The sequence below is a fragment of the Vibrio sp. nBUS_14 genome (assembly GCF_051201655.1).
Lineage (GTDB): Bacteria > Pseudomonadota > Gammaproteobacteria > Enterobacterales > Vibrionaceae > Vibrio.
Map to the genome: position 1 here is coordinate 1 of NZ_CP179206.1, position 22,175 is coordinate 22,175.

Below are 22,175 nucleotides of genomic sequence, written 5' to 3' on the forward strand. Positions count from 1 at the left end.
GGATCTTATTCACTGGATCTGTGATCAATTGCTGGTGATCTGACTTATCAACAGGTAAAATCAGCGGTCATTTCATATAACTTAAATAGAGTGGGGCACCGTGTCATCTTCGCTTTGGTTGCAATGCTTGCAACAGCTTCAAGAAGAGTTACCAGCTACAGAATTCAGTATGTGGGTACGTCCGTTACAAGCGGAGCTCAATGGTAATACTCTAACTCTATTTGCACCAAACCGATTTGTACTCGATTGGGTGCGCGATAAGTACTTAAATAGCATTAACCGTTTGCTACAAGAATATTGTGGTAATGATATTCCGCATCTTCATTTTGAGATCGGAAGCAAAAGAGTGACTGCTCCAAAATCTGAGACTATCGCCCCAGCTCGTACCCGTACAGCAGCCGATGTAGCCGCTGAATCGTCAGCACCTGCGCAATTACAAGCTCGTAAGCCTGTTCACAATATATGGCGTGATGAAGAGCCTGTAGCGGTTGACCTTAACCACCGTTCAAACGTAAACCCAAAACATAAGTTCAATAACTTTGTTGAGGGTAAATCAAACCAATTGGGTTTGGCGGCGGCACGTCAGGTTTCTGATAATCCAGGAACAGCTTATAACCCGTTGTTTTTATATGGTGGTACCGGTTTAGGTAAAACGCACTTGTTGCATGCGGTGGGTAATGCCATTGTTGACAACAAACCGAATGCTAAAGTGGTTTACATGCATTCTGAGCGTTTTGTTCAAGACATGGTGAAAGCGCTACAAAATAACGCGATTGAAGAATTTAAGCGCTACTACCGTAGTGTTGATGCCTTGCTTATCGATGACATCCAATTCTTCGCGAATAAAGAGCGTTCTCAAGAAGAGTTCTTCCATACCTTTAACGCGCTGCTTGAAGGCAACCAACAGATCATCCTAACGTCTGACCGTTATCCAAAAGAGATCAACGGGGTAGAGGATCGTCTTAAATCTCGCTTCGGCTGGGGTTTGACGGTTGCGATTGAGCCACCTGAGCTTGAGACTCGTGTTGCGATCTTAATGAAGAAAGCAGAAGACCACCAAATTCACCTTGCGGATGAAGTGGCATTCTTTATTGCTAAGCGTTTACGCTCTAACGTTCGTGAGCTCGAAGGCGCATTGAACCGTGTTATTGCGAATGCAAATTTCACTGGCCGCCCGATCACGATCGATTTCGTGCGTGAAGCACTGCGTGACTTACTTGCCCTGCAAGAAAAACTGGTCACCATTGATAACATTCAAAAGACAGTCGCCGAATACTACAAAATCAAAGTTGCTGATCTATTATCTAAACGTCGTTCTCGTTCTGTTGCTCGTCCACGCCAATTGGCGATGGCACTGGCTAAAGAGCTGACGAACCACAGCTTGCCTGAGATTGGTGATGCATTCGGTGGCCGTGACCACACGACCGTGTTGCACGCTTGTCGTAAGATTGCTCAGCTGCGTGAAGAGAGCCACGACATTAAAGAAGATTATTCGAACTTGATTCGTACCCTTTCTTCTTAATACACAGTATTCTTAACCTTAATAAGCAGAATCTTGGCCACGTACTATTACGCAGTGCCATTTAGACCGTAAGAGCAAGATATGAAATTTACCATTGAACGTAGTCACCTGATTAAGCCATTACAACAAGTATCTGGTGCGCTAGGTGGCAGGCCAACGCTTCCAATTCTAGGAAACCTACTGATTAAAGTAGAAGATAACGTGTTGTCGATGACAGCGACGGATCTAGAAGTTGAACTGATCAGCCGTGTAACGCTTGAAGGTGATTTCGAAGCGGGCAGCATCACCGTACCTTCACGTAAGTTCCTAGATATCTGTCGTGGCTTACCAGACAGTTCAGTGATCACAGTGGTATTGGATGGTGACCGTGTTCAGGTTCGTTCTGGTCGTAGCCGCTTCTCATTGGCAACATTACCTGCGGCAGATTTTCCAAATATTGAAGACTGGAGCAGTGAAGTTGAAGTGTCTGTGACACAAGCTGAATTACGCGGTCTTATCGAGAAAACACAATTCTCAATGGCGAACCAAGACGTTCGTTACTACCTCAACGGTATGTTGTTTGAGATTGAAGGCTCTATCCTGCGCAGCGTGGCGACCGATGGTCACCGTATGGCGGTATCTCAAGCACAACTGGGTGCGGATTTTGCTCAAAAGCAAATTATTGTTCCTCGTAAAGGTGTTCAAGAGCTGGTGAAGCTACTGGATGCTCCAGAACAGCCAGTAACACTGCAGATTGGTAACTCTAACGTGCGTGCTGAAGTGAACAACTATGTATTCACTTCTAAGCTCGTTGATGGCCGTTTCCCAGATTATCGCCGCGTAATGCCGCAAAATACCACTAAGACATTAGAAGCCGGCTGTGATGAGTTACGTTCAGCGTTTTCTCGTGCAGCGATTCTGTCGAATGAAAAATTCCGTGGTGTTCGCGTTAACCTTGTGGATAGCGAGATGCGTATTACCGCGAACAACCCAGAGCAAGAAGAAGCCGAAGAAGTGCTAGACGTAACCTTTGATGGTGACGCACTAGAGATTGGCTTCAACGTAAGCTACGTATTGGATGTATTGAATACGCTGCGTTGTGAACAGGTTCGAATCTCAATGTCAGACGCGAATGCGAGTGCCTTGATTGAGAATGCACAAGATGACAGCGCGATGTACGTTGTTATGCCGATTCGTTTGTAAGCCGTGTTTATTTATACATTATGTTTGTTTCTCAACAACGTTTGTCTATCGAGCCGTGATTGAAGATTAATATGAAGACGTTATGCCTTTATCGCGCTTAATCGTAAAGCAGTTTAGAAATATTGAAGCCTGTGACATTCAACCGTCATCAGGCTTTAACTTTCTTATAGGGGCTAACGGAAGCGGCAAAACCAGTGTCCTTGAAGCGGTGTATCTGCTCGGACATGGTCGCTCGTTCAAAAGCTCTTTAACCGGTCGTATCATTCAAAATGAGTGTAGCGAATTGTTTGTCCATGGCCGTTTTATGACCTCGGATCAATTTGAGCTGCCAATTGGCATTAATAAGCAGCGCGATGGCACCACAGAGGTTAAAATAAGCGGTCAAACTGGGCAAAAATTGGCTCAGTTAGCTCAAGTATTACCTTTGCAGTTGATTCACCCCGAAGGGTTTGATTTACTAACCGATGGACCTAAGCATCGCCGCGCATTCATTGATTGGGGAGTCTTCCACAGTGAGTCGGGTTTTTATGATGCATGGGGCAGGGTAAAGCGCCTCAATAAACAGCGTAATGCATTATTGAAAACGGCGACGAGCTATCGAGAGCTGAGCTATTGGGATCAAGAATTGGCCCGTTTAGCTGAAAGCATCAGCCAGTGGCGTGCCACTTACGTTGAACAGCTTAAAGAAGTCGCCGAAGAAATCTGCGCGACCTTCTTACCTGAGTTTGAGGTAAAGATTAACTATTATCGTGGCTGGGATAAAGACACCCCGTACGCCGAGATTTTAGAAAAGAATTTTGAAAGGGATCAGCAGCTTGGTTACACCTTTAGTGGGCCAAACAAAGCGGATCTAAAGATAAAAGTGAACGGCACTCCAGTGGAAGATGTCTTGTCACGAGGTCAGTTGAAGTTGATGGTGTGCGCGTTGCGAGTAGCACAAGGGCAACACCTCACTCAAATGACAGGTAAGCAGTGCATCTATTTGATAGATGACTTCGCTTCCGAATTAGATAGCCAACGCCGAGCACGTCTTGCTGAGTGTTTAAAGGCGACCGAGGCTCAAGTTTTTGTAAGCTCTATTACCGCTGGTCAGATTGCAGATATGCATGACGAAAATAGCAGGATGTTTCATGTGGAACATGGCAAAATAGAGCAAGGATAATTAGTCAGAGAGTAACTATGTCAGATAATTACGATTCATCGAGTATTAAAGTACTGAAGGGTCTGGATGCGGTACGTAAGCGTCCTGGAATGTACATTGGCGACACGGATGATGGTACCGGTCTGCACCACATGGTTTTTGAGGTGGTAGATAACTCTATTGATGAAGCACTCGCTGGTCACTGTAATGACATCATTGTAACTATCCATGAAGATAGTTCTGTGTCAGTAAGCGATGACGGCCGTGGTATTCCAACTGAATTACACCCAGAAGAAAATGTATCAGCAGCAGAAGTAATCATGACGGTTCTTCACGCTGGTGGTAAGTTCGATGATAACTCGTACAAAGTATCTGGTGGTTTGCACGGTGTTGGTGTTTCAGTCGTTAACGCACTTTCTAAGCAAGTTACTCTTACTATCCACCGCGGTGGAAAAATCCACACTCAAACATACTGCCACGGTGAGCCTCAAGCGCCACTAGCGGTTGTGGGTGATACGGACAAAACAGGTACAGAAATTCGTTTCTGGCCGAGTGAAGAAACCTTCACAAACATCGAGTTCCATTACGATATTTTAGCTAAGCGTCTACGCGAGCTATCATTCTTGAACTCAGGTGTATCCATTAAGCTAATTGATAAGCGCGAAGAAGACAAAATGGATCACTTCGAATACGAAGGCGGCATCCAAGCGTTTGTTGAACACCTTAACACCAACAAAACACCAATCATCCAAAAGATTTTCCACTTTGATTCAGAGCGTGATGACGGCATTACCGTTGAAGTTGCAATGCAGTGGAACGATGGTTATCAAGAAAACATCTACTGTTTCACCAACAACATCCCTCAACGTGATGGTGGTGCTCACTTAGCGGGTTTCCGTGCTGCACTAACGCGTACCTTGAATAGCTTCATGGACAAAGAAGGTTTCTCGAAGAAAGCGAAGACTTCAACATCTGGTGATGATGCTCGTGAAGGTTTGACGGCGATTGTTTCGGTGAAAGTGCCAGATCCTAAGTTCTCAAGCCAAACCAAAGACAAGCTGGTATCTTCAGAAGTGAAGTCTGCGGTTGAGTCTACAATGGGTGAGAAACTGTCTGAGTTCCTAATTGAGAACCCAGGTGAAGCGAAAATCGTTTGTTCGAAAATTATCGATGCAGCACGTGCTCGTGATGCAGCGCGTAAAGCTCGTGAGATGACACGTCGTAAAGGCGCATTAGATTTAGCGGGCCTTCCTGGTAAACTAGCTGACTGTCAGGAAAAAGATCCTGCACTGTCTGAACTCTATATTGTGGAAGGAGATTCTGCTGGCGGATCAGCTAAGCAGGGGCGTAACCGTAAGAACCAAGCAATCCTACCGCTTAAAGGTAAAATCCTTAACGTAGAAAAAGCGCGTTTCGATAAAATGCTGTCTTCTCAAGAAGTCGCAACGCTAATCACAGCGCTTGGTTGTGGTATTGGTCGTGACGAATACAATCCAGATAAACTGCGTTACCACAACATCATCATCATGACCGATGCCGATGTCGATGGTTCTCACATCCGTACACTGCTACTGACGTTCTTCTACCGTCAAATGCCTGAATTGATTGAACGTGGTTACATCTACATTGCTCAGCCACCACTTTACAAAGTGAAGAAGGGTAAGCAAGAGCAGTACATCAAAGATGAAGATGCGATGAACCAGTATCAAGTATCTTTGGCTTTAGACAATGCAGAATTGCACGTAAACCCTGAAGCGCCTGCGTTTGCTGGTGAAGGCTTAGAGAAGCTTGTTCATCAATACAATGCGGGTATCAAGCTGGTTGATCGTATGAGCCGTCGTTACCCACGCGCATTGGTTCACGAACTGATTTATGTACCTCGCCTAACGGCAGAGCAGTGTCATGATGAAGCGGCAGTTGAAGTTTGGGGCAAGCAGCTTGTAGAGCAGCTAAACGGCAAAGAAGCGGGTGCGAGCCAATACTCTCTTGAAGTTGAAAAACACGAAGAGCTAGGTCTGAGCGTTCCTAAGATTGTAGTGCGTACACACGGTGTTACTCACGAACATGTACTCAGCATTGACCTTATCAACTCGAAAGAGTTTGCGAAGTTAGCTGATTTGTCTGAAGCACTTGATGGCTTGATTGAAGAAGGTGCTTACATTAAGCGTGGCGAGCGTACTCAAGCAGTTTCTAGCTTTGTTGAAGCTCTTAACTGGTTAGTGAAAGAGTCTCGTCGTGGTCTAAGCTTACAACGATACAAAGGTCTAGGTGAGATGAACCCTGATCAGCTTTGGGAAACGACAATGGATCCTGAAACTCGTCGTATGATGCAAGTAACGATTGAAGATGCTGTTGGTGCTGATCTGTTGTTTACAACCTTGATGGGCGACCAAGTAGAACCGCGTCGTAACTTCATCGAAGAAAACGCACTGAAAGTAGCTAACCTAGACGTTTAGTTACCAATATGGCTTGATAGCTTTGGTTATACTTTCCATTAAACCACCTCATTTGAGGTGGTTTTTTTTGTCTCGAAAAACGGTGATTTTTTAGAGTTCTGTGGTTAAAGCGGTAACTTGTCGTCCGTTATTTTGTAAAGGGGCGAGGGGATATGTTGATAAATATGCCACCAAACTGTATGCAACTTGTTGTTTTTGTGTGGATTGGTTCAAATATTGTTCAATTTTTCTTTGTCTATCTGTCATCTTTATGGATAACTACGGAAATAATAATTTTTAGCATGCTGGCATGAAAGGCACTTCCTTTTTAAAGGTTGATGTCGACCAGAACGTGTTTATTTCCAAAAAAAAAAATCATACATAAGGATATATTATGAGCAAATTCAGGCTGTTGCCTTTGGCCATGCTGGTAGCGTCAAGCTTTGCCGTTGCAGATGATGCCAAAGTTTTTAAATATTCAGACAGTGGAACACCGACTTCATTTGATACAACACAAGCTGGCACCGGCTACTCCAATACTATTGTGACGGCCGTTTACGATACTCTGTATGAATATAAGTATCTCAAAGTGCCCTTTGAGTTAAAAACCAATCTTGCCGTTGCATTACCTGAAGTTTCGGATGATGGCCTAACGTATACCATCAAAATCAAGCAAGGCGTTAAGTACAGTGACGATGATGCCTTTAAAGGTGGAAAAGGCCGAGAGGTGGTGGCCAGCGATTTTGTTTACTCTATTAAGCGACACTTTGACCCTAAAAATCGCTCACAAGGTGCTTGGTTATGGGCGGGAAAAATTATTGGCTTAGATCAATGGAAAGCGGATGGCGCAGATTACGCGAAAGACATTGAAGGCCTGCATGCTCTCGATGACCACACCATTCAGATCAAGCTTACTCAACCTTTCCCTCAGTTAACGTATACATTGGCGATGGGTTATTCTGCTTTGGTGCCGCACGAAGCTGTCACAAAGTATGGTCGTGAACTTTCAGTGCACCCTGTAGGCTCTGGGCCTTACAAATTGGTCTCACACAACAGTACGAAAACTGTCCTTGAACGGAACCCCACTTACCGTAATGAAACGTTTGATTTGGCTGGCTCGGGTTACGATCCCGCGGTTCATGGTAAAGCGGGTATTGCGGCGCTTGATGGTAAAACACTGCCGATCGTCGACCGTATTGAAGCGAACTGGATAAAACAGCCTTCCGCACGTTGGAATTCGTTTACAAAAGGCAATGAAATCCAAGTATCTACCTTGCAAAATGAGCAAATTGAAACGGTTTTGTCATCCAAACAGCCAGTAACATTGAATCCAGAGTATGCGGAAAAATACCACTATCGGGTAACGACGCAATCGGAATTAATTTATAACTTATTCAACTTCGATGACGACTATTTTGGTTTTGATGATGACGCAAAAACAGAGGCTCAAAACAAGGCATTACGTTGTGCGATCGTTAAATCTTTTAATTGGGATGAGCGTATTGAGCGTTTTTATCTTGGCCTAGGTGAAGCGTATCCAGGGTTTATTTTACCGGGCACGGATGGCTTTGACCCAAATATGGATAAGGCCTCGATACAGCAAGATATTGCTGGTGCAAAAGCGTTATTGAAAGCCAACGGTTGGAACGCAAAAAATTTACCGACTCTAGAATATCCAAGTGTGTCTAGCACACGTGCTAAGCAATTTTTTGAACAGTTTCGTGGCAACTTAACCAAGATAGGTTATCCGAAAAACAAAATTAAATTCAAAGGTTACGCAACGTTTGGGGATTACAGCCGTGATTTGAAGAATAGCCAGACGCAGATGATGGGTTTTGCTTGGTTACTTGACTACCCAGATGCGGAAAACACTTTGCAACTATTTTACGGCCCAAATCGCTCGCCCGGCTCCAATAGCTCGAATTACAGCAACCCAGAATACGATGCATTGTATAAGAAGTCATCGGTCATGCAACCAAGCCCAGAACGAACGGCGATCTATCAAACCATGAATACTATGCTAGTGGAAGACTGCGTCGGTATTGGCAGCTTTTCTCGCACGAGAATTGATTTGTGGAATAAAGACGTCGTTATGTGGCCTCAACATGACTTTGTTGGTAACTACTTCAAATATGTGGATGTAAAGTAAGGCGAAGCTGAATGGAAACGTTGCGTTATTGTGGTAAAAAGCTGATATACAGCATGCCTCTACTATTCGGTGTTACGCTGATCAGTTTTATCTTGATGGTCTATTTTGGCCCGGATAAAACGTATGATCTATTGGGGCGAAACCCGACCATTGAAGACATCAATGAAATGCGTCATCAACTCGGTTACGACAACCCTTTTTGGGTCCGTTATGCTGAATATGTGAAGCAAGTTTTTACTTTTGATTTTGGATATTCAGATTCAACGGGTGAAAAAGTTACCTCTATCTTAAGTAAAACCATCCCTGTTTCGCTGGCACTGCAAGCACCCGGTTTTATTTTGGGTCACTTGATGGGGATCGGTTTGGCGTTATTGGCAGCTCAAAACAGAGCCTCGCTTATCGATAAGCTGGTGATGTCGTCTTCGGTTGTTGGCATGAGCATTTCATACCTGATTGTGATTATCGCAACACAACTGATTTTCTGTTCAAGTTTTGGTCTTAACCTCTTCCCAGTCTATGGCTGGGAAGTGAACTCTTTGTCGGATTATATTTACTATACGACCGTTCCGACGATCTCCGCAGTCTTTGTGGCCGTTGGGTACAATACAAGGTTTTACAGGGCCGTGTTGGTTGAAGAGCTTAATCGAGATCACATTCGTACTGCTAAAGCATTTGGTCATAAGTCGACCACCATTCTTTTTAAGCATGTATTGAAGAATGCAATGATCCCCATCATCACAAGAGTCGTGTTCTCTATTCCGTTTGTTGTCATTGGGGGGTCTTTACTTTTAGAAAGTTACTTTGGTATTCCGGGGGTAGGGCTGATTACCTATGATGCGATTACAACGGGCGATTTACCGGTACTTAAAGCCGTTATTGTGTTGATTACATTCTTATTCATTGGTGTTGTGAGCATTGTCGATGTGCTTTACAAAACGGTGGATCCAAGAGTCTCGCTGAAGTAGGGGGAGGTACAATGTTAGAGGTGTTAGTCAAGCCTAGTGCGGTGGCATCAAGCCCGCAAAAGCGCGAGTCTTTGTGGACGAAAGCTTTGGTTAAATTTAAACGAGATAAGATAGGATTAATCAGTTTTATCGTGGTTGCCGTCTACCTCGTGATTGCCTTGCTCGTTTGGACAGGATTTATCGCTCAAGACTGGGATGCGATGATGGGGTCGAGTTTTTCAGCCCCGACAATGGAACATTGGTTTGGTACGAACATCAATGGGCAGGATATCTTCCAACGCGCTATTTATAGCACAAAAACGGCTTTTGAAGTGGGTTTAACGGTGGCGATATTCGCGACTATCATGGGGGCTTTGTTTGGTTGTATCACGGGGTATTTTTCTGGTTCAGTTCTGGACGAATTCATTCTATGGATCATGAATAGTATTGACTGTATTCCCTACTTTCTGATGGTTGCTGCGATCGCCGTCGCATTAGAGGGTAGCCCATACTCTATGCACTTTGCCATGACGCTTGCATTTTGGACGGGGACGGCGCGTGTTGTGCGTGGTGAGGTTATCAAGCTAAAAAGTATGGAGTTTGTTGAAGCTGCACACTCTTTGGGTGTGCCGACCTATCGAGTGATCTTTAAACATCTTATGCCTAATACGATGCATTTGTTGTTGGTGGATATGACACTGTTATTTATTACGGCCATTAAAAGTGAAGTTATTTTAAGTTTTCTTGGATTAGGTATTAAAGACAGCATCAGCTGGGGGTTAATGATTTCAGAAGCAAGCAGTGATGTGACTGCTGGGCACTTTGCCAATTTCTTCGCATCATCGGGTTTGCTGTTTGTCCTAGTTTTGGCGTTTAATTTGTTTTCAGACTCTTTGCAAGATGCATTAGATCCAAGGAAGGTGTAGCGTGAGCGATAATCAACCGTTATTAAAAGTGAGCAATCTTGCTGTCGATTTCAAAAATGATAAGGGGACAGTGCGTGCTATCGATGAAATATCATTTCACGTTAACCCTGGAGAAACCGTTGCGATTGTGGGTGAGTCTGGTTGTGGTAAATCAGTGAGTTCTTTGGCTGTGATGGGGCTAGTTCCTTCACCACCAGGGAAAATAGCGTCAGGTAGTATTCAGTTTAAAGGCAAAGAGCTTGTTGGGTTAAAAGAAAAAGAGTATCGAAAAGTTCGTGGTAATGATATTTCGATGATTTTCCAAGAGCCGATGACGGCTCTTAATCCTGTGCTAAAAATCGGGACGCAGATGGTCGATGTGATTCGTTTGCACAGTAACCTTAACAAGGTGAATGCAAGACAACGTGCTATCGAAATGCTCGAAACCGTTGGTATTCCATCTCCTGAAACCCGTATTGATGAGTACCCTCACCAGTTATCCGGAGGGATGCGCCAGCGTGTTATGATTGCGATGGCTCTCTCATGTGGCCCGGACTTGTTACTTGCAGATGAGCCGACAACCGCTCTGGACGTTACGATTCAAGCTCAAGTGATGGAAGAAATGGTTCGGTTGCAAAAAGAGTTCAATATGGCTGTTGTGCTAGTGACACATGACCTTGGGGTTGTCGCTGAATCCTGTCAACGTGTCATTGTCATGTACTGTGGGCAGATAATAGAGCAAGCACCGGTAGAGCAGATCTTTGCATCACCTAAACATCCTTATACAAAAGGCCTATTGCAATCTATCCCTGTAGTACGAGATAAGAAAATACCCCGTTTACCCACCATTGAGGGGATGGTTCCAGACTTGGCCAACTTACCTAAGGGGTGCCGATTTTCTGACCGTTGTGATCGTGTCATTGACCTTTGTCGGGAGTCGAAACCACAGCTTAGCAAGGGAGATACGCACCAAGTAGCATGTTTTCATGCAGAAGGGAGAATGGCATGAATACACCATTGTTAGAAGTTAAAGGCCTCAAGAAAGAGTTTGTGGTTGGCAGTAGCTTCTTCAAAAAAAATCGAGCAGTTTGTAAAGCGGTGGATGATGTTTCATTTACGATTTATAAAGGGAAAACATTGGGTTTAGTGGGAGAGTCTGGGTGTGGAAAGTCCACGCTGGGGCGTTGTATTTTGCGTTTACATGAACCTACAGCTGGCGAAGTAAGCTTAAATGGTCAAGATTTGGTGGCCTTACCCAGTAAGGCGCTTAAAAACTTACGTAAAGACATGCAGATTATCTTTCAAGACCCTTTTGCCTCGTTGAGCCCACGTATGACGATTCATGACATATTACGTGAACCTCTCGATATTCATAACATCGGAACTATTGAAGAACGAGAAGCAAAAATATCAGAAGTGATTGATATCGTTGGCTTAAGGCCACATGTTTTGAATCGTTATCCGCATGAATTCTCGGGCGGCCAGCGTCAACGTGTAGGCATTGCGCGTGCTTTAGTCCTTGAACCAGAGTTTATCGTTGCTGATGAGCCGGTTTCTGCGTTGGACGTATCAGTACAGGCACAGGTACTTAATCTCATTGCTGAATTGCAGGAGAAGAAGGGAATATCTTTTCTATTCATTGCCCACGATTTAGCGGTGGTTCAACATATATGCGATGAAGTCGGCGTGATGTATCTAGGCCGACTCGTTGAAAAAGCTTCCGCTGAGGAGCTGTATCGCAATCCGAAACACCCTTATACAAAAGCACTGTTATCTGCAATTCCGGTCCCAGATCCGACCAAAATTAAAGAGCGAGACTTTTTACAAGGAGATGTTCCATCACCGTTAAGCCCTCCTAGCGGATGCACCTTTAGAACGCGCTGCCCACAAGCAACAACGGAGTGTGAAAATTTCAAACCAGAGTTAACAAACTTGGCATTTGACGGTCAAACTGAACACTTGGTTAGTTGTCATTTATATAAATAATACGACTCATCTCAATCAAGCCTTGAGTTCAAAGTAAAGTGCCCTCGCTGAGGGCACTTTTTTGTTCGAAGCCCTTGAAACTGATTTGCTCAATCCACATATCTAGTTGTGAAGAGGATGACTGTCTTGCTCTACAAGAGAAGAAACAGAACCTTCATTACCGCTGACGAAGTATCGCTCAATAGAGGATAACTTTGGCAGCACATAATTTAAAAATTGATTCATTGTCATGTCCCAGCGTTGTCGCCAATAGAGCTGAAACCCGAGGAATGCGAACTGAATCCCTTAGCTGTTTACTGGATCACTTACAGGTTCGATCTCAGTAAAATTCACAGCTAAGACTATTGCTTACTAAAAGGATAGCATTATGAGAACTGTAGATTTCACTCCACTTTACCGTAACGCAATCGGCTTCGATCGTCTATTCAACATGATGGAATCGAACACGTCGAAAAATACTTCTGGCGGATACCCTCCTTACAACATCGAGCAAAAAGACGAGAACAACTACCGTATTACTATGGCAGTCGCTGGTTTTGCAGATGATCAATTAGACCTTACTCAAAAAGAGAACATGCTAATTGTTAAGGGTGAGCGTAAAGCAGAATCAGAGAAAACTTTTGTATACCAAGGTATTGCAGAGCGCGATTTCGAGCGTAAATTCCAACTGGCTGACTATGTGAAAGTGGTGGGCGCAAGCATGGAAAATGGTCTTCTTCACATCGACCTAGAACGCGAAATCCCAGAAGCGATGCAACCGCGTAAGATTGCTATTAATGGGAATAGCTTACTAGAAGGCTAATCCCCGTCATATTTGAAGCTACAGCGTTGTTGACGTCGTAAATTCCCCCTAATCACATAGGTTCCCTATGCTCATAGGGCTGAATTTTCTAGTCGCCTAGCTGAACCCCCAATTATTTAGGGTATTCAAGTGATAAAAACTATCGGGAAGTAAAAGTGAAAGAGCACCTATGAGGTGCTCTTTTTGTTTGGTGCGCCGAGCATGGCGTTGATCTAGGAGGTGAAAGTCCTCTACGGGCTCAGTCGAGCGAGAACCGTTAGCCTATGCAAGGGTGTTCACCGTGAGGTGAAATCTGAAGGAAGCAAATGGCAAAACTTGGTTGTGACGAACAGAAATCTGATAGTAGGCCATTACAACTTGGGCAACCTAGCCATAGATAGAATAGTCCAATGCCTCGACGGGAAGTGTGTAGTGGTAAATCAGGCACAGCCAAGGGAAAGAACAACGCCTTACCTCGGGAGATCTTATTGTTTGTCTCAATAGAGACTAATACAGCAGTGATGTTGTGTGATGGACAATAAGAAGTCAGCAGAAGGCATAGTACTTTGAGAATGTACAACTCAAAGGAAGGCCTGAACTGAATATATCAAGAAGCAGTCACTAGACACTCAATCATGTGGAGTCATAGCAAGATGAAACTCATCTCTACGTCCCAAAGGGCAATACCGCAAGTAAAGCTCATGGATACGAAGAATGACAAGCATGGTCGGCGTAGACAGGAGGGCGAGTCTTGGTGACCTCAACTTCGTTGATGGAGCAAATTTGCTCTTCAACCAATTTGAATCAAGCTCTTAGACGCGTGAAGAAGAACAAAGGGTGTGCAGGAGTCGACAAGCTCGACATCAACGCCACTATCTCAAGACTTCGACAGGCATCAAACGGGCAAGAGCTTCGCCAGATTCTTCTGGATGGAAGCTATCAACCTCAATCTGTTCTTGGTGTAGAAATCCCCAAAGCTAGTGGTGGCGTAAGGCAATTAGGTATCCCAACAGTCCTTGATAGGGTAGTCCAACAGGCAATCACATCAGTGCTGTCATGTATCTATGAGCCGAAGTTCTCCGACAATAGTTACGGGTTTAGACCCAACCGCAGTGCGCACCATGCATTGGCGGCCGCCAGTCGCTACATCCGAGAGGGTCGAGGTTATGTAGTAGATATAGACCTAGCAAAATACTTCGATACAGTGAATCACGATAGGCTAATGCACAGGCTGTCACAAGATATTGCTGATAAACGCGTGTTAAAGCTAATTAGGTCATACCTACAGGTAGGCATAATGCGACATGGACTAGTTGAGCAGAGACAACGAGGCACACCCCAGGGTGGGCCATTATCTCCGCTACTATCAAATATTGTATTAGATGAACTGGATAAAGAGTTAGAGCGTAGAGGGCATAAGTTCTGTCGATATGCAGATGACTGCCAAATCTACGTGCGTAGTGAGGAAGCCGCTCATCGAGTCAAAGAGTCGATAACGGAGTTCTTGGAGCAGAAACTAAAGCTGACGGTAAACCGTAAGAAAAGTGCAGCAACGAGAGTGACAAAGCGAACTTACCTAAGCCATCGCTTCCAGATAGACGGAACAATCGGGATATCGAAGACGGCACAAGCTCAAATGAAGAAGCGAGTACGTCAGATAACGAAGCGAAATCGAGGACGAGAGTTACAGGTGATAATCACGGAGTTAACTCAATATCTAAGAGGATGGCAACACTACTTCAAGCTTACTGTTCGTAAAAGTGCAATGCAGCGCTTAGATGAATGGATACGGCGTAGGCTAAGGTGCTACCGACTAAAGCAGCGCAAACGCAGACACAGCATAGCGACATGGTTACAGCGACAAGGTGTAACGGAGCGTAATGCGTGGAAGCTAGCGATGTCAGATAAGGGTTGGTGGCATCTAGCTTTAACGCCACAGGTTAATCACGCCATGCCAATAAAATGGTTCGAGGGGTTGGGGCTGTACTCATTAAGAGATGGGTACGAGTCACTGAAAGTATATTCGGAACCGCCGTATGCGACCCACGCTTGTACGGTGGTGTGAGAGGACGGAGGCTGCGAGGCCTCCTCCTACTCGATTTTCTCTAACGTCATTCCATAGAGGGAGGAACGACCGAGTAGGGAATCTCTATTTGCTTTCGCTGTAATACCAATCCGGAAAATTAACTGATCAGGTTTATCCAATCTCTTCTGCTTATTTTTGTGACACGATCTTTGCACTCAAGAAATCCATTCCAAGCGCGACAAACCTTGGAAACAATGTCGTTATAATCAGTGAAACTTTGATTCGCGAGATAATGTTGCCGCAACCAACTCCAAACTTGCTCTATAGGGTTAAGCTCTGGCGAGTAGGGAGGAAGCTTAATAGTACTGACGTTATTAAACTCTCTCGCAATATCATAGGTATGCCAGCCTGCACCATCCATTATAACGACAGCATGACGTCCTTTTTCAGTAGCCTTAGATATCTGCTCTAAGTGATTGGTCATTATGTCCTTGTTAACCCAAGGAACCACCATGGCTTCACCAATTCCTCTTTCAGGGCATACCGAACCAAACAAATAAGCGTATTCAAATTGCTGTTGTTTTACCACGCGAGGCCTCGCTCCACGAGTCGCCCAAAGGCGTGTCGTTGTGTTCTGCTGGCCGAATCTAGCTTCGTCTTGAAACCAGACATCAACACTCTCTAGCCCAATATGGCCTGGGATCTTAAGGATCGTTTCTATTTTGAATTTTTTTAAAATCGTCTTGGACTTGCTGTGATTGTTTAGGGTGTTTGGAGCGAGAAGTTATCCAAGAGAAGCCCATGTGATCGAGGAGATAATAGATAGAATTAGGGTGGTAGTATTTATCAAAGTTTTTCACGATATAGTCATGTATATCGCTCCCGGTAAGGCGCCCGCCCGAAGGGGACTCTGCTTCTTTCTTAATGAATGCACTGAGTTGTTTTCGTTGTTCGGCATTGAGATATGCAGGTCTGCCTGTGCGAGGTTTTTCTTGAAGCCCTTCCAATCCTTCTTCAAGAAATGCTTGAACCCATTTGTTTACACTAGTTCGACTGACTTTAAGGTATTTGGCAATTTGAGTGCGCGAGTGACCTTCTTTGAAGTGGGCAAGTGCTAGCAAGCGAACCTTCATTTGAATGGTTTTTTGTTGGCTTGCTAGCTTTTTAAAATCAGTATTATTAAGGCTATCCATGGCGATTTTCTGTAAGAGTTCGACGGCCTTAATTAGATCATATTTTTACTTTAATTGGTATAAGCCTTTTTCACTTCTTCAGCAATGATCGCAATACCCTTCTGCATTGCTTCATCGTCTTGCACGTAGTTCATACGTAGGCACTGATGAGCATGATCCCACTCGTCTTCTTGGCCGATAAAGAAGTATTCACCTGGAACAATCAATACACCACGAGCTTTTAATCTGTCGTACAGTTCCATGGTGGTGATTGGCAGTTCATCAAACCATAGCCACAAGAAGATAGCGCCTTCAGGTTTGTGAATACGGAAACGAGGGTCATCAATCGCCTCTTGCAGCAATTCAACGGCGCGCAAAGACTTCTCTTTATAGAAAGGCTTGATCACTTCGCTGCTTAAGCGCAGCAGGTCATCGTTTTCAATCATGTGGTTGGCGATAGCAGGGCCAACACTGTTTGGTGCTAAGCTGATGATGCCATTCATGTTGGTTAGCGCTTGGGTGACTTCTTCGCTCGCAATCACGATACCGCAGCGCACACCTGGCAAACCAAGCTTAGAAAGGCTCATGCACAGAATCGTGTTTTCATTCCAGAACGGTTCCACATCTTCAAAAATGATGTTTGGAAACGGTAGACCATAAGCATTGTCGATTAGCAGTGGGATATTGTTGTCACGCGCTAGCTTATCCAACTTACGCACTTCTTCATCTGTCAGTACGTTACCCGTTGGGTTAGTTGGGCGAGACGCGCAGATAGCAGCGACTGAGTCATCTACTTTTAGTTGTTCGAAGTCGACGTGGTATTTGAACTGGCGGTTTTCTAGCAGCTCGATCTCCGGGTGGTAAGAGATAAAGATGTCGTCATCAATGCCTGCGTCACCGTAGCCGATGTATTCAGGTGCGATTGGCAGCAAGATTTTCTTGTGAGAACCGTCAGGCTGCTGGCCAGCTAGTAGATTGAACAGGTAGAAGAAGCCGCTTTGGCTGCCGTTAGTTAGGCTGATGTTCTTCTCGCTGATGTCCCAGCCATAGGTCTCTTTCAGCATAGCCGCTAAAGACTTAATAAAGCTGTCTTTGCCTTGTGGGCCATCGTAGTTGGCGAGGGCGGCGATGAGTTCTCCACTGGCGAGCATGTCGGCACTGGCTTGGTTAAAGTAATCGAGCATGGCTGGGATAGCGGCTGGATTACCACCACCGAGCATGATTGCGCCAGGAGTGCGCAGGCCATCATTCAAATCATCCATTAAACGAGTGATTCCAGAGTAACGATTAAACTTTTCACCAAACTTAGAGAACTGCATTACTTATTTTACCTAATTCATTGTGATTGCTTGTTATGTGTCATTAAGGCAGACCTTATGCCTGCCATCAGTGTGTTCCTTGAACATACCGCAATGTTTTTGCGACGCATAGCGCCAAATGCTCTAACACGAAAAAAACTTCTATAAAGTTTAACTAATGAGTGTCTGCTTTCTTATTGAACGAGTGTTTCGTGATCAAAAAAGGAGAAGCCTAAACTTCTCCTTTTAAGTCCTGTGGGTTATTTCAATCAGCGCTTACTTTGAGCCAGTATAAACGACTAATACCTTGTCATCTTGGTATTGGCGTTCGAACGCATAGTAGCCCTTGCTGTTACGGATGATGTGCTTACCTTGGGCTACTGCTGGGTGGCGTTGGCGGAATTGGCCAAGCGCTTGCCAGTGTTCTAACAGCTGCGCTCGTTCGCCAGTGATTTGATCCCATGGCATATCTGAACGGGTTCCTTGCATTGGGTCTGAACCTGTTGGGCCGAAGTCTCGTGCAATTTCATCACCGTAATAGATTTGTACTGCGCCCGGAGCAAGCATTAATGCGTTTGCTGCTTTGGTCTGCTTGGCAAAGTCGCTGCCGTGTTGTGTCCAGAATAGCGAAGTATCATGAGAAGATAGGTAACTCAACACGTTGAACTCGCTGTCACTGTTGATCTTGTCTGCGTAGCTAAGGTAGTCAGCATCGAGATCGGATAGGCATTTAAGCGCCTTGGGTGCGATATCACTCTGGAATTCAAAGTTGATGATCGAATCAAACCCGTTAGCGAAGTAATCGGATTTCACTACGCTGTGCGCCCACACTTCACCTGTCATCCAGAATGGTAGGTCATCCAACGCTTTGTCTGGGTTGTTTTGCTTCCATTCTGCAAGCGCTTGGTTAGTGCTCTCTTTAAGCTCTGCCCACGCATCTAACTCAACGTGCTTGGCGGTATCGACTCTAAAACCATCAACGCCATATTCACGTACCCAGTCAGACAACCAAGTGATGAGATGTTCACGAGGGGTTTGGAGTTCATCTGTAGCGCTGGTGGACTTGTTGCGATAGAAGTTATGCAGCCCAGTGGTCTCTGTTGATTCGGTTTTGAAATCGGGTAGGTGCGCCAAAGACATGGTGAGGTTATTGTAACCCGGAGAGTCATAAGCGCCGATATCGCTGCGCAGCCAAGCTTTCCCCCACCATTTCTCCCATGCTTCTTTGTCACTGTAAGAGATGTAATTGTTGAAATAGTGCCAGTTTTGGCCTTTAGCGGGTTGCCAGTCTGTCCAGTTTTCACCAAGTGTTTTTGTTGCTTCTTCATCGGTGAGGTTGAGCTTACCAAAGTCGAACTCTTGCATGTCTGCAAGGGTAGCGTAACCAGTGTGGTTCATTACCACATCCCAAACGACACGAATACCTTTGCTATGCGCGGTATCTATGAAGTTTTTCAGCTCGTCTTCTGTGCCCATGTTGTCATCAAGTTTGGTCCAATCTTGGTGGTAGTAACCATGGTAGCCATAATGTTTGAAGTCACCGCGATCACCGCCCCCAACCCAGCCGTGAATCTGCTCTAGTGGAGAGGTAATCCAGATAGCATTGGCACCGAGCGATTCTATGTAGTCGAGTCTTTCGGTTAATCCGGCCAAGTCACCACCGTGGAAGGTGCCGATTTCATCTTGTCCGTCTTGGCTGCGCCCGTAACTGTTGTCGTTATCAGGATTGCCGTTATGGAAGCGGTCGGTCATCACGAAATAAACCGTAGCGTTGTCCCAACTAAAATCGGCTTTGGTTTCTGGCTCTACTTTCTCAAGTAGCAGAACGCCTTGGCTATTTTCTGCTGGCTGCATGGTGACGCTGCCGTTGGTTACAGTTGCTTGTGTGCCTGAAAGAGCATCTCTAACTAAGGTGCTATCGTCAAAGGTCTGAGCAACATCGATAGTGGTTGGCTGGTCACTAGGAACCGGACAAGCAAAGCTTTGTACTTGTTGTTGCTTCGGCTTTATCTGAACCGTCAGCTCATTGGTTTGTGGGTTGAGCGTAAACTGGTAGGTGTTAGCGCGAAAGACCTTGATATCTAATTCAGACTTCTCGGCGCAGTCGTCTAAGCGAAGGGGTTTATTGAATTTGATGCGGTTTTCTTCAGCCAGCGCATAGTTGGTGCCACAGGTATTTTGAGTATCGCTAATAGAGAAGGTATAGCTACCTTTAGCGAGCTCCTGTTCAGCGATAACAGTGCCTTTTCCGGTCGATTCAAATACGACGGTGTTGTCATCAATCGTCAGCAATAAGCTATCATCACTAGTTTGGCTGCATGCGCTGAGTGCGAGTATTGAAAGCGCGAGTACTGTTTTTTTCATTGTTCCCTTCCCCTGAATAAACAGGTTATTTATAGCAAACAATGCCCTCTACAGTCTGAGTGCTGTTTCATTCAGTTAATCAATAACACCTCTACAAATAAATGCTTGGCTCACAAAAACAAAAAGGGAAGCTTTCGCTTCCCTTTGGGGTTTACCGTTAGTTACTCAGAGTATGACTTAGAGCAACTGTCTCACTCGTGCTTATTTTTGCAGTAGAGATATGTCAGCAATTTGTAGGAACAGGTTACGTAGGTTGTTCAGTAGCGTTAGACGGTTTTTCTTAAGCGCTTCGTCATCAGTCATCACCATCACGTTATCGAAGAATGCATCTACTGGTTCACGTAGATCAGCAAGCTTGCTCAGGGCTTCTTGGTAGTTGCCTGTCGCGAATGCTGGTTCTAGTGCTTCCGTCATTACTTCAACGTTTTCAGCCAGCGCTTTCTCTGCGTCTTCTTGAAGAAGCGTTAGGTCGATTTCAGCGGGTAGATCGCCATCGAACTTCGCAAGGATATTACCTACACGCTTGTTCGCTGCTGCTAGTGCTTCTGCTGCTTCCAGTTCACGGAAGTGAGAAACCGCTTTAACACGTTGGTCAAAGTCAGCTGGCTTGGTTGGACGACGTGCTAGTACCGCTTGGATTATATCAACGCTGAAACCAGCATCTTGGTACCATGCGCGGAAACGACCTAGCATGAAGTCGATAACGTCAGCTTCTACGTTTTCGTTAGTTAGCTTGTCGCCTAGTAGCTCTTTTGCTTTACCGATTAGATCCGTTAGGTCTAGGTTGTAGCCGTTTTCAACGATGATACGTAGCACACCTAGTGATGCACGACGTAGGGCGAATGGGTCAGAACCTTTTGGTGCTTGGCCAATACCGAAGATACCTACGATAGTGTCTAGCTTGTCTGCCATTGCTACAGCAGATGAAATACCAGTGCTTGGTAGTGTGTCACCCGCGAAACGAGGCATGTACTGCTCGTAAAGTGCTAGTGCTACTTGCTCGTCTTCACCATCGTGCGTTGCGTAGTGCATGCCCATCACACCTTGAGTATCCGTAAATTCGAATACCATTGATGTCATTAGGTCACACTTAGCCAGTAGGCCAGCACGCTTAGACTTTTCAACGTCAGCATCAATTTGCTCTGCAATGTAGCCAGCAAGTTCTGTGATGCGGTCTGTTTTGTCTTTGATAGTACCCAGTTGCTTCTGGAAGATAGCTTGGTCTAGTTCAGCAAGACGGTCGATCAGCGGACGCTTACGGTCGGTGTTGAAGAAGAACTCAGCATCAGCAAGACGTGGACGTACAACCTTCTCGTTACCTTCGATTACGTGACGAGGCTCTTTAGACTCGATGTTCGAAACGAAGATGAAGTTTGGCAGAAGATTCTTATCAGCGTCATACACTGGGAAGTACTTCTGGTCGCCTTTCATGGTGTAAACCAAGGCTTCAGAAGGTACTTTTAGGAACTCTTGCTCAAACTTAGCAGTAAGCACCACTGGCCATTCAACCAAAGAGGTCACTTCTTCAACAAGGTCATCTTCTAGGTCAGCAATACCGCCAACCGCGTCTGCTGCTTTTTTAGCATCAGCAAGGATGATCGCTTTACGCGCATCGTAATCTGCCATTACTTTACCGTGCTCTTCTAAGATCGCAGGGTATTGGTCAGCAGAGTCGATTGTGAACTCTTGTTCGCCCATGAAACGGTGGCCACGGATAGTACGAGCAGAAGCTATGCCTAGGATTTTGCCTTCAACAAGCTCATCGCCTAGTAGTACAGTCAGTGTTTTCACTGGACGGATAAATTGAATGTCTGAGTTACCCCAGCGCATTGCTTTAGGAATTGGTAGGCCAGCCAGTGCTTTCGCAGCGATGTCCATTACCAATTCTTGTACTGGTTTGCCAGCCACTTCTTGTTTGAAAAGAAGCCACTCGCCTTTGTCTGTTTTCAGACGGTCAGCTTGCTCAACAGTAATACCGTTACCACGAGCCCAACCTTGTGCAGCTTTCGTCGCGTTGCCTTCAGCATCGAATGCAACAGAAATTGCAGGACCGCGCTTCTCAACGACTTTGTCTGCTTGGCCTTCAGCCAGTGCTGTCACTTTAAGTGCTAGACGACGAGGTGCTGCGTACCACTTGATGCCTTCGTGAGAAAGCTCAGCCGTTTTAAGACCTGCTTCAAAGTTAGAAGCAAAGGCTTCTGCTAGAGAACGAAGTGCCGTTGGTGGAAGCTCTTCCGTACCCAGTTCAATTAGAAAATTCTTCGCCATGA

General features: G+C 45.2%; 15 protein-coding genes. 11 read left to right on the plus strand and 4 right to left on the minus strand.

The window, feature by feature from the left end; all coding sequences use genetic code 11:
- The first annotated feature begins 100 nt into the window (after nucleotides 1–100).
- The 11 genes from dnaA to ltrA all read left to right on the plus strand — a co-directional run bounded on the left by dnaA (nucleotide 101) and on the right by ltrA (nucleotide 15,110).
- Nucleotides 101–1,522, plus strand: a complete 1,422-nt coding sequence (gene dnaA / locus ACMAZD_RS00005) for a chromosomal replication initiator protein DnaA (RefSeq protein ID WP_065111976.1) — start codon at nucleotides 101–103, stop codon at nucleotides 1,520–1,522.
- Nucleotides 1,523–1,603: 81 nt separating this feature from the next.
- A complete protein-coding gene (gene dnaN, locus ACMAZD_RS00010) occupies nucleotides 1,604–2,704 on the plus strand; it encodes a DNA polymerase III subunit beta (RefSeq protein ID WP_017107516.1) in 1,101 nt (366 codons plus the stop codon).
- Between the two features lie 82 nt (nucleotides 2,705–2,786).
- Nucleotides 2,787–3,866, plus strand: a complete 1,080-nt coding sequence (gene recF / locus ACMAZD_RS00015) for a DNA replication/repair protein RecF (RefSeq protein WP_435248091.1) — start codon at nucleotides 2,787–2,789, stop codon at nucleotides 3,864–3,866.
- 17 nt (nucleotides 3,867–3,883) lie between these two features.
- The gene (gene gyrB, locus ACMAZD_RS00020) at nucleotides 3,884–6,301 is read left to right on the plus strand and encodes a DNA topoisomerase (ATP-hydrolyzing) subunit B (RefSeq protein WP_435248092.1); all 2,418 of its coding nucleotides are present in this window, start codon (nucleotides 3,884–3,886) and stop codon (nucleotides 6,299–6,301) included.
- Between the two features lie 373 nt (nucleotides 6,302–6,674).
- A complete protein-coding gene (locus ACMAZD_RS00025; protein WP_435248093.1) occupies nucleotides 6,675–8,429 on the plus strand; it encodes an ABC transporter substrate-binding protein in 1,755 nt (584 codons plus the stop codon).
- 11 nt (nucleotides 8,430–8,440) lie between these two features.
- On the plus strand, nucleotides 8,441–9,394 hold the full coding sequence (locus ACMAZD_RS00030) for an ABC transporter permease (RefSeq protein ID WP_102268713.1): 954 nt from the start codon (nucleotides 8,441–8,443) through the stop codon (nucleotides 9,392–9,394).
- An 11-nt stretch (nucleotides 9,395–9,405) separates the two neighbouring features.
- Complete coding sequence (locus ACMAZD_RS00035) at nucleotides 9,406–10,299, plus strand: ABC transporter permease (protein ID WP_102268711.1); 894 nt, start codon at nucleotides 9,406–9,408, stop codon at nucleotides 10,297–10,299.
- Nucleotide 10,300: 1 nt separating this feature from the next.
- Complete coding sequence (locus ACMAZD_RS00040; protein ID WP_102268706.1) at nucleotides 10,301–11,287, plus strand: ABC transporter ATP-binding protein; 987 nt, start codon at nucleotides 10,301–10,303, stop codon at nucleotides 11,285–11,287.
- Nucleotides 11,284–12,264 carry an ABC transporter ATP-binding protein gene (locus ACMAZD_RS00045; protein ID WP_102460011.1) on the plus strand — a complete coding sequence of 327 codons (981 nt, stop codon included), beginning with the start codon at nucleotides 11,284–11,286 and terminating at the stop codon, nucleotides 12,262–12,264. The genes ACMAZD_RS00040 and ACMAZD_RS00045 overlap by 4 nt, the downstream gene beginning before the upstream one ends.
- Before the next feature lie 367 nt (nucleotides 12,265–12,631).
- Entirely contained in the window at nucleotides 12,632–13,066 is a 435-nt protein-coding gene (locus tag ACMAZD_RS00050; RefSeq protein ID WP_435248094.1) for an Hsp20 family protein, read from the plus strand.
- A gap of 751 nt (nucleotides 13,067–13,817) precedes the next feature.
- Nucleotides 13,818–15,110, plus strand: a complete 1,293-nt coding sequence (ltrA, locus tag ACMAZD_RS00055) for a group II intron reverse transcriptase/maturase (RefSeq protein ID WP_435249317.1) — start codon at nucleotides 13,818–13,820, stop codon at nucleotides 15,108–15,110.
- Nucleotides 15,111–15,228: 118 nt separating this feature from the next.
- On the opposite strand, the gene ACMAZD_RS00060 is transcribed toward ltrA, so the two are convergent.
- From ACMAZD_RS00060 to glyS, 4 genes are all read right to left on the minus strand, one after another.
- A protein-coding gene (locus ACMAZD_RS00060; protein WP_435248095.1) for an IS630 family transposase occupies nucleotides 15,229–16,264 on the minus strand; the annotation gives its coding sequence in 2 pieces (ribosomal slippage) (nucleotides 15,229–15,804 and nucleotides 15,806–16,264; 1,035 coding nt in all).
- A gap of 50 nt (nucleotides 16,265–16,314) precedes the next feature.
- Entirely contained in the window at nucleotides 16,315–17,562 is a 1,248-nt protein-coding gene (locus tag ACMAZD_RS00065; protein WP_435248096.1) for a valine--pyruvate transaminase, read from the minus strand.
- 255 nt (nucleotides 17,563–17,817) lie between these two features.
- Nucleotides 17,818–19,905 carry an alpha-amylase gene (locus ACMAZD_RS00070; RefSeq protein WP_435248097.1) on the minus strand — a complete coding sequence of 696 codons (2,088 nt, stop codon included), beginning with the start codon at nucleotides 19,903–19,905 and terminating at the stop codon, nucleotides 17,818–17,820.
- Between the two features lie 201 nt (nucleotides 19,906–20,106).
- Nucleotides 20,107–22,173 carry a glycine--tRNA ligase subunit beta gene (glyS, locus tag ACMAZD_RS00075; RefSeq protein WP_435248098.1) on the minus strand — a complete coding sequence of 689 codons (2,067 nt, stop codon included), beginning with the start codon at nucleotides 22,171–22,173 and terminating at the stop codon, nucleotides 20,107–20,109.
- Between the last annotated feature and the right edge of the window lie 2 nt (nucleotides 22,174–22,175).

Coding starts and splice junctions, on each gene's coding strand:
- dnaN (WP_017107516.1), top strand. CDS start 1,604: ATGAAATTTACCATTGAACGTAGTCACCTGATTAAGCCATTACAACAA.
- recF (WP_435248091.1), top strand. CDS start 2,787: ATGCCTTTATCGCGCTTAATCGTAAAGCAGTTTAGAAATATTGAAGCC.
- gyrB (WP_435248092.1), top strand. CDS start 3,884: ATGTCAGATAATTACGATTCATCGAGTATTAAAGTACTGAAGGGTCTG.
- ACMAZD_RS00025 (WP_435248093.1), top strand. CDS start 6,675: ATGAGCAAATTCAGGCTGTTGCCTTTGGCCATGCTGGTAGCGTCAAGC.
- ACMAZD_RS00030 (WP_102268713.1), top strand. CDS start 8,441: ATGGAAACGTTGCGTTATTGTGGTAAAAAGCTGATATACAGCATGCCT.
- ACMAZD_RS00035 (WP_102268711.1), top strand. CDS start 9,406: ATGTTAGAGGTGTTAGTCAAGCCTAGTGCGGTGGCATCAAGCCCGCAA.
- ACMAZD_RS00045 (WP_102460011.1), top strand. CDS start 11,284: ATGAATACACCATTGTTAGAAGTTAAAGGCCTCAAGAAAGAGTTTGTG.
- ACMAZD_RS00050 (WP_435248094.1), top strand. CDS start 12,632: ATGAGAACTGTAGATTTCACTCCACTTTACCGTAACGCAATCGGCTTC.
- ltrA (WP_435249317.1), top strand. CDS start 13,818: ATGGAGCAAATTTGCTCTTCAACCAATTTGAATCAAGCTCTTAGACGC.
- ACMAZD_RS00065 (WP_435248096.1), bottom strand. CDS start 17,562: ATGCAGTTCTCTAAGTTTGGTGAAAAGTTTAATCGTTACTCTGGAATC.
- ACMAZD_RS00070 (WP_435248097.1), bottom strand. CDS start 19,905: ATGAAAAAAACAGTACTCGCGCTTTCAATACTCGCACTCAGCGCATGC.
- glyS (WP_435248098.1), bottom strand. CDS start 22,173: ATGGCGAAGAATTTTCTAATTGAACTGGGTACGGAAGAGCTTCCACCA.